Raw genomic sequence first — 13,026 nt, 5'->3', positions numbered from 1 at the left:
AATAGTTGTCTTCGGGAGTGGGAAATGAAGCCTTTTTTGCGCTGGTGTTTCGTTGCGACAGCTTTAACGCTGGCAGGATGCAGCAACTCTGCCTGGCGTAAGAGCGAAGTCCTCGCAGTGCCATTGCAACCGACTTTGCAGCAGGAAGTCATTCTGGCACGCATGGAACAAATACTTGCCAGTCGGGCTTTAACCGATGACGAACGCGCACAGCTTTTATATGAGCGCGGAGTGTTGTATGATAGTCTCGGTCTGAGGGCACTGGCGCGAAATGATTTTTCACAAGCGCTGGCGATTCGACCTGATATGCCTGAAGTATTCAATTACTTAGGCATTTATTTAACGCAGGCAGGCAATTTTGATGCTGCCTATGAAGCGTTTGATTCTGTACTTGAGCTTGATCCAACTTACAACTACGCGCACTTGAATCGCGGTATCGCATTGTATTACGGCGGACGTGATAAGTTAGCGCAAGATGATCTGCTGGCGTTTTATCAAGACGATCCTAATGATCCTTTCCGCAGCCTGTGGCTTTACATCGTTGAGCAGAAGCTTGATGAGAAGCAGGCCAAAGAAGCACTGAAACAGCGCTTCGAGAAATCGGACAAGGAACAGTGGGGATGGAACATTGTCGAGTTCTACCTGGGCAACATTAGCGAAGCAACGCTGATGGAACGCCTCAAGGCGGACGCAACGGATAACACCTCGCTCGCTGAGCATCTCAGTGAAACCAACTTCTATTTAGGTAAGTACTACCTAAGTCTGGGGGATATGGACAGCGCTACGGCACTGTTCAAATTAGCGGTTGCTAACAACGTACATAACTTCGTTGAGCACCGTTATGCATTGTTGGAATTATCGCTCTTGGGCCAGGAGCAAGACGACCTGGCAGAATCGGACCAGCAATAGCTGACGACATAAACATCAGCCCGTAATCTTTTGATTGCCATCACCTTCACTGGTGAGGGCGTTGTTGTTCGTCAATACACCTAATTTGAGCCGGTTCACACTTTTCAATGAAAATTGCTAATCATTTTCACGATGAGCTAAGTAGACTGGCCGCCATTAATATCGAGGCACTTGTACTACATGGCTGAATTCGAAACCACTTTTGCAGATCTGGGCCTGAAGGCTCCTATCCTTGAAGCCCTTAACGATCTGGGTTACGAAAAACCATCTCCGATCCAGGCTGAGTGTATCCCACACCTGCTTTCTGGTCGTGACGTGCTGGGCATGGCCCAGACTGGTAGCGGTAAAACCGCAGCATTCTCGCTGCCGCTGCTGAACAACATTGATCCGGACCTGCGCGCGCCGCAGATCCTCGTCCTGGCTCCAACCCGTGAACTGGCTGTTCAGGTTGCTGAAGCCATGACGGAATTCTCTAAACATATGCGCGGCGTAAACGTGGTAGCCCTGTACGGCGGCCAGCGTTATGACGTGCAGTTACGCGCCCTGCGCCAGGGCCCACAAATTGTTGTCGGTACGCCGGGCCGTCTGCTGGATCACCTGAAGCGCGGTACCCTGGACCTCTCTAAACTGAGCGGCCTGGTACTGGACGAAGCCGATGAAATGCTGCGTATGGGCTTCATCGAAGACGTAGAAACCATCATGGCGCAGATCCCGGAAGGTCATCAGACCGCTCTGTTCTCTGCAACTATGCCAGAAGCGATCCGTCGCATTACCCGCCGCTTCATGAAAGAGCCGCAGGAAGTGCGCATTCAGTCCAGCGTGACCACTCGCCCGGACATCAGCCAGAGCTACTGGTCTGTATACGGCATGCGCAAAAACGAAGCGCTGGTCCGTTTCCTGGAAGCGGAAGATTTTGATGCGGCGATTATCTTCGTACGTACCAAAAACGCGACCCTGGAAGTGGCTGAAGCCCTGGAGCGTAGCGGCTACAACAGCGCAGCGCTGAACGGCGACATGAACCAGGCCCTGCGCGAGCAGACCCTGGAGCGTCTGAAAGACGGTCGTCTGGATATTCTGATTGCAACCGACGTGGCAGCACGTGGCCTGGACGTTGAGCGTATCAGCCTGGTTGTAAACTACGATATCCCAATGGACTCCGAGTCTTACGTTCACCGTATTGGCCGTACCGGTCGTGCGGGTCGTGCGGGCCGTGCGCTGCTGTTCGTTGAGAACCGCGAGCGTCGTCTGCTGCGTAACATTGAACGCACCATGAAGCTGACCATTCCAGAAGCCGAGCTGCCAAACGCAGAACTGCTGGGCAAACGCCGTCTGGAAAAATTCGCCGCGAAAGTACAGCAGCAGCTGGAAAGCAGCGATCTGGATCAGTACCGTGCGCTGCTGTCCCAGATCCAGCCTGTCGCTGAAGGCGAAGAGCTGGACATGGAAACCCTGGCCGCAGCACTGCTGAAAATGGCGCAGGGCGAACGTAGCCTGATCGTGCCACCTGATGCGCCGATGCGTCCTAAGCGTGAGTTCCGTGACCGTGACGATCGTTTCGAACGTCGTGGCGACCGTAACGACCGTGGTCCACGCGGTGACCGTCCAGAGCGTGGTGGTGAAGACCGTCCACGTCGCGAGCGTCGTGACGCTGGCGAAATGGAACTGTATCGCATTGAAGTGGGCCGTGATGATGGTGTTGAAGTTCGTCACATCGTTGGCGCGATCGCTAACGAAGGCGACATCAGCAGCCGTTACATTGGTAACATCAAGCTGTTCGGTTCCCACTCCACCATCGAGCTGCCAAAAGGCATGCCGGGCGAAGTACTGCAACACTTTACTCGCACCCGCATCCTGAACAAGCCGATGAACATGCAGCTGCTGGGCGATGCACAGCCACGTCCTGACCGTGGCGGCGAACGTCGTGGCGGTGGTCGCGGTTTCGGTGGCGAGCGTCGTGAAGGCGGTCGCAGCGAAGGTCGCGGTGGTGAAGGCCGTCGTTTCTCCGGTGAGCGCCGCGAAAACCGTGGTCCACGCCGTGAAGAAGGTGCCAGCCGTCGTCGTTTCGGTGACGCGTAAGCCTTTCGCTTCTGACGTAAAGTAAAATATACAGCCCCGATAGTCGCTATCGGGGCTTTTTTTATTCCTTTTGTACTCTTGTACTGGTACAGTGCAACACATTAAAATGCAGAACCACATTTTTCACTGGAGATAAGGCCGCATGGCAACACTAACCACCACCCAAACGTCACCTTCGCTGCTTGGCGGCGTGGTGATCATCGGCGGAACCATCATTGGTGCCGGGATGTTTTCCCTGCCTGTGGTCATGTCCGGTGCGTGGTTCTTCTGGTCGCTGGCGGCACTGGTTTTCACCTGGTTCTGCATGCTCCATTCCGGGCTGATGATCCTTGAAGCAAACCTGAACTACCGCATTGGCTCCAGCTTCGACACCCTCACCCGGGATCTGTTGGGCAAAGGCTGGAACCTGGTGAACGGGCTGTCCATCGCGTTTGTACTTTATATCCTGACCTACGCGTACATTTCAGCGAGCGGGTCGATTCTGCATCACACCTTCTCAGAGATGTCGCTGAACGTTCCGGCGCGTCTGGCGGGTCTCTGCTTCGCGCTGGGCGTGGCGTTTATCGTCTGGATGAGCACCAAAGCGGTCAGCCGCATGACGGCAATCGTACTGGGCGCAAAGGTCATCACCTTCTTTCTTACCTTCGGCAGCCTGCTGGGGCACGTCACGCCGGCCACGCTGTTTAACGTTGCCGAAACGAACACCTCTTATACGCCGTACCTGCTGATGACCCTGCCGTTCTGTCTGGCGTCGTTTGGCTACCACGGTAACGTACCGAGCCTGATGAAGTACTACGGCAAGGATCCGCGCACCATCGTGAAATGCCTGGTTTACGGCACGCTGCTGGCGCTGGCGCTGTATGTGATCTGGCTGCTGGGGACGATGGGTAACATCCCGCGTCCGGAATTTATCGGCATTGCGCAGAAGGGCGGTAACATTGATGTGCTGGTACAGGCGCTGGGCGGCGTGCTGAACAGCCGCAGCCTGGATCTGCTTCTGGTGGTCTTCTCGAACTTTGCGGTGGCGAGTTCATTCCTCGGCGTGACGCTGGGCCTGTTTGACTACCTGGCGGATCTGTTTGGTTTTGATGACTCTGCGACGGGGCGCTTCAAAACGGCGCTGTTGACCTTCCTGCCGCCGATTGTGGGCGGCCTGCTGTGGCCGAACGGTTTCCTGTACGCCATCGGCTATGCAGGACTGGCGGCCACCATCTGGGCGGCGATTGTACCGGCGCTGCTGGCGCGCAAATCACGTAAGCGCTTCGGCAGCCCGAAATTCCGCGTCTGGGGCGGAAAACCGATGATTGCGCTGATCCTGGTATTTGGTATCGGTAACGCGGTGGTGCACGTGCTGTCGAGTTTTAATCTGTTGCCTGTGTATCAGTAAAACGTGCGGTCTGAACCCCTCACCCCGGCCCTCTGCCGCAGGGAGAGGGAGAAAAGAATGTAGGCCCGGTAAGCGAAGCGCCACCGGGCAAAGCAAAAAACTACCCCACCAACTCCTCTTTCACCTGCATTGCCAAATCAAACGAATGCAGACGCGCCTGGTGATCGAAAATCTGGCCGTTAACCATAATCTCATCCGCCTGGGTTTCACGCAGCACCGACTCCAGCCCGTGACGCACTTTCGCCTTATCACCTACCAGCGACATACTCAGAGCCTGCTGCACGCCATACTGCTCGGAGGCCGACCATAGCTGATGCATATTCTCTACCGGCGGCGGCAGCTGGCCCGTCTCACCGCGACGCAGCTTCACAAACGCCTGCTGCATGGAGGTGAACAGGAATTCCGCGTCGCGGTTGCTGTCGGCGGCAATGATATTGATACACACCATCGCGTACGGTTTCTCCAGACGCTCGGACGGTTTGAAGTGCGTGCGGTAGAGATGCAGCGCCTGATGCAGCATATCCGGTGCGAAATGCGAGGCAAACGCAAACGGCAGCCCCAGCTGGGCGGCAAGCTGCGCGCTGTAGAGGCTTGAGCCCAACAGCCATACCGGGATCTTCTCGCCGTAACCCGGTACCGGGCGCACGTGCGGGTTCGGGTCACGCGCGTCGAACCAGCCCACCAGCTCCGCCACATCGCGCGGGAAGTTGTCGATATCGCCGCTCATATGGCGGCGCAGGGCGCGCATGGTCGGCTGATCGCTGCCCGGCGCACGGCCAAGCCCTAAATCAATACGGCCCGGATAGAGGGTATTCAGCGTGCCGAACTGCTCGGCGATCACCAGCGGGGCGTGGTTCGGCAGCATCACACCGCCGGAGCCCAGGTGCAGTCTGGTGGTATTCGCCGCCAGATAGCCAATCAGCACCGAGGTGGCGGCGCTGGCGATGCCCACCATATTGTGGTGCTCCGCCAGCCAGTAGCGGTGATAGCCGCGCTTTTCGGCAAGCTGAGCAAGATCGAGAGAGTGCGTGAAGGCTTCTCTGGCCGAGGAGCCTTGTGGGATCGGCGCCAGATCCAGCACCGAAAACGGAATGGTTTTGTCAGTCATAACAGCTCACTTTGTCGACGGTCAATCTTTAATACTGCATTAAAAAATGATAACCGTTGTTAACAAAGTGAGCCTTTTTTATGCCTGCAATTCCAGCCCGGCGAGACGTCGCCAGTAACCGTTGCAGTCGCTGTTTGCCGTCAGAGGCAGCGGAGCAGCGCCATTTTCGTTGGCGCGGAAGGCGTCCAGCATGGCGAATACGCAGGTATCCAGCGGCGAAAGACGCACCATATCCACCAGCCCGTGCATTGACGCCAGTTCGTTGCCGAGGTTATAGACGTAACCGCTCATGGTCTGAATGCCGTTAAGAACAAACACCTGCTGATTCTCCTGCGACAGCATGCTGCGTCCGTTCGGGTACTTAATGCAGCAGGTTTCGCACTCGTCTTTCGGACGATCTTCGGAACGTGCGGTGAAGCAGCGGGCAGAGTAGGCCAGCGGCAGATGCCCATAGCTCAGAACTTCCACTTCAAACTTGTTGCGAATGCCCAGCTCTTCGCACTGTGTAAGCAGGTTGGCCAGCCAGTCGCGGGAGAGTTCAACCGGCATGCACCAGCGGGTCATCCCCTGTTTGAGCAGCAGGCGCAGGGTCACGGCGTTATAGCAGTTCAGGGCATGTCCGGCGACAAACGGCAGCTTACGTTCGGCGCACAGGTTCACCACGCCCAGGTCGCTCGCCTCCAGCAGGAACTCACCGTTTTCGACGTAGCGCTTCAGCTCGCCCAGTTCAGAGGACGCCTGCACCAGCGCCAGCGTCGAGAGCACCACCTGCTTGCCGCTGCCGGCCAGGCTTTTCGCCATATCCAGCCAGTCGCCCACTTTGGTGGCGCGGCGCTTGCTGCACACCGCTTCGCCGAGGTAAATCACATCGGCGCTGCTGTTAGCCGCCTGCTGGTAAAAATCTTCCAGCGTCTCTTTTGGCCAGTAGTAAAGCACCGGCCCTAATGAATATTTCATGATTATCTCACTGCCATTTACGGTGATACGCGCCGAGCGTGGTTTGGGTGCCTTCGGACATCGCGCCGAGCGTCTCCATCCATGCCGCCTGCGGAGCGTAGTTTTGCGGGTCCGCCATGCAGCGGTCGATGGCCTGACGCCACACCTTTGCCACCTGGCTCACGTAGGCCGGGCTGCGCTGGCGGCCTTCGATTTTCACCGAGGCAATATTGGCGGCCAGCAGCTCTGGCAGCAGTTCCAGCGTGTTGAGGCTGGTGGGCTCCTCCAGCGCGTGGTAGCGCTCGCCGTCCACCAGATATCGGCCTTTGCACAGCGTCGGGTAGCCCGCGTTTTCACCGTCCTGATAGCGGTCAATTAACACATCATTCAGGCGTGACTCCAGTCCCTGCGGCGTTTGCTGCCAGCGAACGAAGCGGGCAGGCGAGCAGGCGCCGACGGTATTTGGCGATTCGCCGGTCAAATACGAGGAAAGATAGCAGCGGCCTTCGGCCATGATGCACAGGCTGCCGAAGGCAAAAACCTCCAGCGGCACTGGCGTGACGCGCGCCAGTTGCTTAACCTGATGAATAGAGAGTACGCGCGGCAGCACCACGCGAGCCACGTCAAAGTGTCGATGATAAAAACGGACGGCCTCTTCATTGGTGGCCGATGCCTGAACAGAGACATGGCGCTCAATATGCGGATAACGTTCTGCCGCATACTCAAGCATGGCGAGGTCGGCCAGGATCAGCACATCGGCGCCCAGCTGGGCCGCCATATCCACGGCGCGCTGCCAGCGGGCATAGCCATCAGGATGGGCAAAGGTATTGATGGCGATGTGCAGTTTGCGCCGGTGCTGGTGGACGAAGTTAACGGCTTCCTGAAGCTTTTTCTCCGTAAAGTTAAGACCCGCAAAATGGCGGGCGTTGGTATCATCTTTCAGCCCGATATAGACCGCATCGGCCCCATTTTCGATGGCCGCCTTAAGCGCCGGAAGGTTTCCGGCAGGGCAGAGCAGCTCCATAATTTATCCCGATGTTGTCGATCGCAGGGATCGTAAAAAATGTTAACGAGCTGGGATTTTAATTAACCCATACGCGACAATTTTTGATTTAAGGCAGCTAATGGCGTATTGATGGCACCAATAATGAGGTACTCCGGACAACGGTTTGTTGATTTACGCCGCTATCTTCTTGTCGGGATATGGCAAAATAGCAGGACTATAGCTATCAGGGAGTAAAGCTCGTGCTGGATAAACTGCGTTCACGTCTCGTACAATTTGGTCCATCAATGCTGAGCGTGCCGGTAAAACTGGCGCCGTTCGCGCTTAAACGCCAGGTGCTGGAACAGGTACTGAGCTGGCAGTTCCGCCAGGCGCTACAGGACGGTGAGCTGGAGTTTCTGGAAGGCCGCTGGTTAAAGATTGAAGTGCGCGATATCGGGTTGCGCTGGTTTACTTCCGTTGAGAACGATCGGCTTATCGTCCGTGAAACCGCCGAGGCGGATGTCAGCTTTAGCGCGGATGCCAGCGATCTGCTGATGATCGCCGCGCGCAAACAGGATCCGGACACCCTCTTCTTCCAGCGTCGTCTGGTGATTGAAGGCGACACGGAGCTCGGTCTGTACGTCAAAAATTTAATGGATGCCATTGAGCTGGAGCAGATGCCGAAAGCGCTGCGTATGATGTTGATGCAAATGGCAGATTTCGTTGAGGCCGGGCTAAAAACCCCGCCGGACAGTAAACACACTTCAGTAGGTGAACCATGCTGATTCGAGTCGAAATTGGGATTGATGCGCCGGGTATCGATGCGTTGTTACGCCGCTCTTTTGCAGGCGACGCCGAAGCCCAACTGGTTCACGATCTTCGCGAAGATGGCCTGATTACGCTGGGCCTGGTTGCCACTGACGATGAAGGGCAGGTGGTCGGCTACGTGGCCTTCAGCCCGGTGATTGTGCAGGGTGAAGAGTTGCAGTGGGTCGGCATGGCGCCGTTGGCGGTGGATGAAAACTACCGTGGCCAGGGCCTGGCGCGCCAGCTGGTCTATGAAGGACTGGATTCATTGAATGAATTTGGCTATGCCGCTGTCGTCGTTCTGGGCGATCCGGCGTTCTACGAACGTTTAGGTTTTGAGCCAGCGTCCAGATACGATCTGCGCTGCCACGGGCCGGGCACGGAAACATCTTTCCAGGTGCATCCTCTGGCAGATGATGCGCTCGACGGCGTTACCGGTCTGGTGGAGTACCACGATCATTTCAATCGTTTTTAAGCAGGCTTTCGCGTAGCGCCTCGAAAGAGCCGTCCCCGTTGACGAGACGCTCTTTCTGGCGCTTTGTCAGCTGCTTGATGCGGTATTCCAGCCTGAGCGCCAGGGATCTGTCGCCCACGGCGGCTGAAAACGCTAACTGAAGTTCACCTTTCCCCCGTAGTGCTTTCGCCCCTTTCCCCGTTTGATGTTGTAAAAAACGCCGTGCCACATCGGTAGTGATCCCGGTGTAGAGTGCGTTATCAGCGGTTCGGACAAGATAGAGAAACCAGCACACAGTAAACAGATTCAGTATGTTAAGGTGAACGCACCATAGCATGAGAGAGAGCGAAAATGGAAACACTGGCCGCCATTAACCGCTGGCTGGCAAAGCAGCATGTCGTGACCTGGTGCGTCTGTAAAGACGAGGAGATGTGGTGCGCAAATGCCTTTTATTACTACGATCCCGAGCGCGTGGCCTTTTACGTAATGAGCGAAGACAAAACGCGGCATGCGCAGATGACGGGCCAGCAGGCAAAAGTGGCAGGTACGGTAAACGGTCAGCCTAAAACTGTTGCGCTGATCCGCGGGGTCCAGTTCAAAGGTGAAATTCGTCGCCTGGAAGGGGAGGAGAGCGACGCGCAACGTAAACGCTATACGCGCCGCTTCCCGGTGGCTGCGGCGCTAAAAGCCCCGGTGTGGGAAATCCGCCTTGATGAGCTGAAATTTACCGACAACACCCTGGGCTTTGGTAAAAAGCTGCACTGGTTACGCGCCGAGCAGGCGTAGCGCTTCACGGTTAAACGCCGGCAGATCGTCCGGTGTACGGCTGGTGATCAGCTGATCGTTATCGTTCACCACTTCCTGATCGTAGAACTCGGCTCCCGCGTTTTTCAGATCGATAACGATCGGCTTCACCGCGGTGAGCTTACGCCCGCGCACCACCTCGGCGCTGATCAGCAGCTGCGGACCGTGGCAAATGGCAAATACCGGTTTACCGGTGCCGACGAAGTCACGGGTAAAGGTGACGAAACGCTCGTCTCCGCGCAGGGAATCCGGTGAATGGCCGCCCGGTAACAGCAGGGCGTCGAAATCCGACGGGCTGACGTTATCAATGGATTCGTCAATGGTCACGCTGGCTTCGCCCTTATGGCCCTTCACGGTTTTACCCGCTTCTTTCTCGATGGTGACCACTTCGTGGCCCGCCTTGCGGAATGCCTCTGCTGGCGACGTAAAATCTGAATCTTCAAACTCGTCGGTAATCAAGACTGCGATTTTTTTACCCATGCTTCCTCCGTTGTTTTCGCTTCAGACTGTTTTTTTCCCGTTTGTGGTAAATACTTACCGGTAACAGACTTTTAAGTGTGGTAGAGCAGGCCCAGAACGCAAACGGACAATTCTGTAAAGGGGATAAGATGAGTCAGGTACTGATTACCGGCGCAACCGGGCTGATGGGTGGACATCTGCTGCGGCTGCTGATCCAGGATCGGCATATCAACTATATCGCCGCCCCGACGCGTCGCCCGCTGTTGGATATCACCGGCGTCTATAACCCGCACGATCCACAGCTCACCGACGCGCTGGCGCAGGTGCAGGATCCCATTGATATCGCCTTTTGCTGCCTTGGCACCACCCGACGGGAAGCGGGCAGTAAAGAAGCTTTTGTCCATGCGGATTACACGCTGGTGGTGGATACCGCCCTGACGGCGAAAAAGCTGGGCGCAAAACATTTCCTGGTGGTCAGCGCGCACGGCGCGAACGCAGGCTCGCCGTTTTTTTACAACCAGGTGAAGGGCAAAATGGAAGAGGCGTTAATCGCGCAGAAATGGGAGCGCCTGACCATCGCGCGGCCTTCCATGCTGATGGGGCACCGTGACGAACGTCGTTTTAACGAGTCTTTTTTCGCTCCGCTGTTTCGCATTCTGCCGGGTAACTGGAAGTCCATCGAGGCGCGGGATGTCGCGCTGGCGATGCTAAAAGAGGCGCTGGCTCCGTCGCAGGAGGGGGTTAATATTATCCCTTCGGCAAAACTGCGTGAAATCGCGCAGGGCGAGGCGTAAACTTCCCCGGCTTATTAAATAACACCTTCCGGGGAATGGTATGACTGGTCAGTCTTCATCTCAGGCGGCAACACCTGTTCAGTGGTGGAAGCCCGCACTCTTCTTTCTCGTGGTCATCATTGGCCTCTGGTATGTGAAATGGCAGCCGTACTACGGTAAAGCCTTCACCGCCGCCGACACCCACAGCATCGGTAAATCGATTCTCGCGCAGGCCGATTCCAGCCCGCTACGCGCGGCGTGGGATTACGCAATGGTCTATTTTCTTGCCGTCTGGAAAGCGGCGGTATTGGGCGTATTGCTGGGCTCGCTGATTCAGGTACTTATCCCGCGTAACTGGCTGGTGAAAACCCTGGGACAGCCACGCTTGCAGGGCACGCTGCTGGGGACGATTTTCTCCCTGCCGGGCATGATGTGTTCCTGCTGCGCCGCACCGGTGGCGGCGGGTATGCGCCGACAGCGCGTGTCGATGGGCGGCGCGCTTGCCTTCTGGATGGGTAACCCACTGCTGAACCCGGCAACGCTGGTGTTTATGGGCTTCGTTCTCGGCTGGCATTTCACGTTTATCCGTCTGGCGGCTGGCCTGCTGACGGTGGTGCTTGTCGCTACGCTGGTGCAGCACCTGGTGAAAGACAACGAGGCCGGGTCTGCTTCCGTTGAGCTGGACGTCAGCGAGCCGCAGGGCAGTTTCTTTGCTCGCTGGGGCAAAGCGCTGTGGCAGCTTTTCTGGAGCACCATTCCGGTCTATATCCTGGCCGTACTGGTGCTGGGGGCCGCGCGCGTCTGGCTGTTCCCGCATGCGGATGGCGCTATCGACAACACGCTGATGTGGGTGATTGCGATGGCGGTGGCCGGTTGCCTGTTCGTGATCCCAACCGCGGCGGAGATCCCGATTATTCAGACCATGATGATGGCCGGTATGGGGACCGCACCAGCGCTGGCGCTGCTCATCACGCTGCCGGCGGTGAGCCTGCCGTCGCTTATCATGCTGCGTAAGTCATTCCCGGCGAAAGCGCTGTGGCTGACTGCGGGGCTGGTGGCGTTGAGTGGAGTGATTGTGGGGAGTATGGCGCTTGTGTGAAAGAAAGCCCGGTGGCGCTTGCGCTTACCGGGCTTACAGTCAGGTGTGAATTACTTAATATAAGTAAACGCGGTGGTGACGTGCTTCACGCCGCTCACCCGGCTGGCGATATCCGCTGCCGCTTTCCCTTCACGTTCCGTCACCAGACCCAGCAGGAACACTTCGCCGTTCTCCGTGGTCACTTTCACGTTTGAGGATTTCACCTGGTCGGTACCCAGCAGCTGGGAACGCACTTTGGTGGTGATCCAGGTATCAGATGACGCGGTGCCGAGACCAATCGGCTGGCCCTGGCGGATCTCGTTATACACTTCCGCCGTGCCTTCCACACCCATCGCGATCTGTTTGGCGCGCGAGGCGAGTTCAGGATTTGGCGCCTGGCCTGCCAGCAGCACTTTGCCCTGATAAGCCGTCACGTTGATGCGTGCTTCCTTCTTGATCTGCTCGTCTTTCGACAGTGCACTGTTTACGCGCAGCTCAAGCGTACCGTCATCCACCTGCGTCCCAACGGTACGCGGATCGGTCGCTGCTTTGGTGCCGACCGCTGCGGTACCGACTACAGCGGCAGCGATGCATCCCTGAAGCAGTAATGCAGACATCACGACTGCAAGGGCCGATAAAACCTTCATGAGAACTCCTTAATCATCCTGGTGAGGGAAAAGCGTGTTATCGATCAGATCGCATAAGCAGTTCACCGTGAGCATATGCATCTCCTGGATGCGGGCGCTACGGTGCGAAGGAATGCGGATCTCCACATCCTGCGGCCCCAGCAGGCCAGCCAGCTCACCGCCGTCGTAACCGGTCAGGGCGACAATCGTCATATCCCGGGTCACTGCCGCTTCAACCGCTTTAACGATATCCCGGCTGTTACCGCGCGTGGAGATCGCCAGCAGCACGTCTCCGGCATGGCCTAAGGCGCGCACCTGCTTGGCGTAGATTTCGTCATGCAGACGATCGTTGGCAATCGCAGTTAAGACCACGTTATCGGTGTTTAGTGCAATGGCAGGTAAACTCGGGCGCTCGGTTTCGAAGCGATTAATCATGCTGGCAGCAAAATGCTGTGCGTTGGCGGCGGACGTGCCATTGCCACAACAGAGGATTTTGTTGCCGTTGAGCAGCGACTGAACCAGTGTCATCGCTGCACGCGAGATCGCGTCCGGAAGGGCTTCCGCCGCGGCAATCTGCGTTTGAATGCTTTCTGTGAAGCACACTTTAATTCGTTCGAGCACGGT

At 56.9% G+C, this 13,026-nt stretch carries 16 protein-coding genes; 9 read left to right on the top strand and 7 right to left on the bottom strand.

What is annotated here, in order from left to right; genetic code table 11:
- Positions 1 to 24 precede the first annotated feature (24 nt).
- The 4 genes from nlpI to mtr all read left to right on the top strand — a co-directional run bounded on the left by nlpI (position 25) and on the right by mtr (position 4,372).
- Positions 25 to 909 carry a lipoprotein NlpI gene (gene nlpI / locus ACOTYB_RS13245; RefSeq protein WP_003861782.1) on the top strand — a complete coding sequence of 295 codons (885 nt, stop codon included), beginning with the start codon at positions 25 to 27 and terminating at the stop codon, positions 907 to 909.
- 107 nt (positions 910 to 1,016) lie between these two features.
- Entirely contained in the window at positions 1,017 to 1,097 is an 81-nt protein-coding gene (yrbN, locus tag ACOTYB_RS13240) for a protein YrbN (protein ID WP_097397692.1), read from the top strand.
- Positions 1,090 to 2,985 (top strand): DEAD/DEAH family ATP-dependent RNA helicase, encoded by a 1,896-nt coding sequence (locus tag ACOTYB_RS13235; protein ID WP_003861780.1) that lies wholly within the window; start codon positions 1,090 to 1,092, stop codon positions 2,983 to 2,985. Before yrbN ends, ACOTYB_RS13235 begins: the two co-directional genes overlap by 8 nt.
- 142 nt (positions 2,986 to 3,127) lie before the next feature.
- Positions 3,128 to 4,372 (top strand): tryptophan permease, encoded by a 1,245-nt coding sequence (mtr, locus tag ACOTYB_RS13230; RefSeq protein WP_003861779.1) that lies wholly within the window; start codon positions 3,128 to 3,130, stop codon positions 4,370 to 4,372.
- Between the two features lie 100 nt (positions 4,373 to 4,472).
- Here mtr and ACOTYB_RS13225 read toward each other — a convergent pair whose 3' ends face one another.
- The 3 genes from ACOTYB_RS13225 to ubiU all read right to left on the bottom strand — a co-directional run bounded on the left by ACOTYB_RS13225 (position 4,473) and on the right by ubiU (position 7,440).
- A complete protein-coding gene (locus ACOTYB_RS13225) occupies positions 4,473 to 5,480 on the bottom strand; it encodes a luciferase-like monooxygenase (RefSeq protein ID WP_220153375.1) in 1,008 nt (335 codons plus the stop codon).
- A 78-nt stretch (positions 5,481 to 5,558) separates the two neighbouring features.
- Positions 5,559 to 6,437, bottom strand: coding sequence for a U32 family peptidase (locus ACOTYB_RS13220; protein WP_421765822.1), 879 nt, complete (start codon positions 6,435 to 6,437; stop codon positions 5,559 to 5,561).
- Between the two features lie 7 nt (positions 6,438 to 6,444).
- Complete coding sequence (gene ubiU / locus ACOTYB_RS13215; protein ID WP_047726829.1) at positions 6,445 to 7,440, bottom strand: ubiquinone anaerobic biosynthesis protein UbiU; 996 nt, start codon at positions 7,438 to 7,440, stop codon at positions 6,445 to 6,447.
- Between the two features lie 221 nt (positions 7,441 to 7,661).
- Here ubiU and ubiT point away from each other — a divergent pair, with 221 nt between their 5' ends.
- Positions 7,662 to 8,186: a ubiquinone anaerobic biosynthesis accessory factor UbiT gene (gene ubiT / locus ACOTYB_RS13210; protein WP_003861771.1), complete on the top strand. Its 525-nt coding sequence runs from the start codon at positions 7,662 to 7,664 to the stop codon at positions 8,184 to 8,186.
- Entirely contained in the window at positions 8,180 to 8,683 is a 504-nt protein-coding gene (locus ACOTYB_RS13205) for a GNAT family N-acetyltransferase (RefSeq protein WP_126525083.1), read from the top strand. The genes ubiT and ACOTYB_RS13205 overlap by 7 nt, the downstream gene beginning before the upstream one ends.
- On the opposite strand, the gene ACOTYB_RS13200 is transcribed toward ACOTYB_RS13205, so the two are convergent.
- Positions 8,670 to 8,999: a GIY-YIG nuclease family protein gene (locus ACOTYB_RS13200; protein WP_003861768.1), complete on the bottom strand. Its 330-nt coding sequence runs from the start codon at positions 8,997 to 8,999 to the stop codon at positions 8,670 to 8,672. The genes ACOTYB_RS13205 and ACOTYB_RS13200 overlap by 14 nt on opposite strands.
- Before the next feature lie 14 nt (positions 9,000 to 9,013).
- Between ACOTYB_RS13200 and ACOTYB_RS13195 the strand changes: the two genes are divergently transcribed.
- Positions 9,014 to 9,448: a YhbP family protein gene (locus tag ACOTYB_RS13195; protein ID WP_003861766.1), complete on the top strand. Its 435-nt coding sequence runs from the start codon at positions 9,014 to 9,016 to the stop codon at positions 9,446 to 9,448.
- On the opposite strand, the gene ACOTYB_RS13190 is transcribed toward ACOTYB_RS13195, so the two are convergent.
- Positions 9,428 to 9,946, bottom strand: a complete 519-nt coding sequence (locus tag ACOTYB_RS13190) for a type 1 glutamine amidotransferase domain-containing protein (RefSeq protein WP_220153373.1) — start codon at positions 9,944 to 9,946, stop codon at positions 9,428 to 9,430. The genes ACOTYB_RS13195 and ACOTYB_RS13190 overlap by 21 nt on opposite strands.
- 128 nt (positions 9,947 to 10,074) lie before the next feature.
- Here ACOTYB_RS13190 and ACOTYB_RS13185 point away from each other — a divergent pair, with 128 nt between their 5' ends.
- Both ACOTYB_RS13185 and ACOTYB_RS13180 read left to right on the top strand, forming a co-directional pair.
- Positions 10,075 to 10,719 (top strand): NAD(P)H-binding protein, encoded by a 645-nt coding sequence (locus tag ACOTYB_RS13185; protein ID WP_220153372.1) that lies wholly within the window; start codon positions 10,075 to 10,077, stop codon positions 10,717 to 10,719.
- A gap of 40 nt (positions 10,720 to 10,759) precedes the next feature.
- Positions 10,760 to 11,797 carry a permease gene (locus ACOTYB_RS13180; protein ID WP_047054277.1) on the top strand — a complete coding sequence of 346 codons (1,038 nt, stop codon included), beginning with the start codon at positions 10,760 to 10,762 and terminating at the stop codon, positions 11,795 to 11,797.
- Positions 11,798 to 11,847: 50 nt separating this feature from the next.
- Here the strand turns inward: ACOTYB_RS13180 and dolP are convergent, their stop codons facing one another.
- Together dolP and diaA are read right to left on the bottom strand one after the other, a co-directional pair.
- Positions 11,848 to 12,423 carry a division/outer membrane stress-associated lipid-binding lipoprotein gene (gene dolP / locus ACOTYB_RS13175; RefSeq protein ID WP_003861756.1) on the bottom strand — a complete coding sequence of 192 codons (576 nt, stop codon included), beginning with the start codon at positions 12,421 to 12,423 and terminating at the stop codon, positions 11,848 to 11,850.
- A gap of 9 nt (positions 12,424 to 12,432) precedes the next feature.
- Positions 12,433 to 13,023 carry a DnaA initiator-associating protein DiaA gene (diaA, locus tag ACOTYB_RS13170; protein ID WP_003861754.1) on the bottom strand — a complete coding sequence of 197 codons (591 nt, stop codon included), beginning with the start codon at positions 13,021 to 13,023 and terminating at the stop codon, positions 12,433 to 12,435.
- Between the last annotated feature and the right edge of the window lie 3 nt (positions 13,024 to 13,026).

This window comes from Enterobacter cloacae complex sp. IR5450, assembly GCF_049238665.1.
Classification (GTDB): domain Bacteria; phylum Pseudomonadota; class Gammaproteobacteria; order Enterobacterales; family Enterobacteriaceae; genus Enterobacter; species Enterobacter hormaechei_C.
The sequence above is the reverse complement of the archived record's forward strand: the minus strand, read 5'-3'. Positions and strand labels throughout refer to the sequence as shown.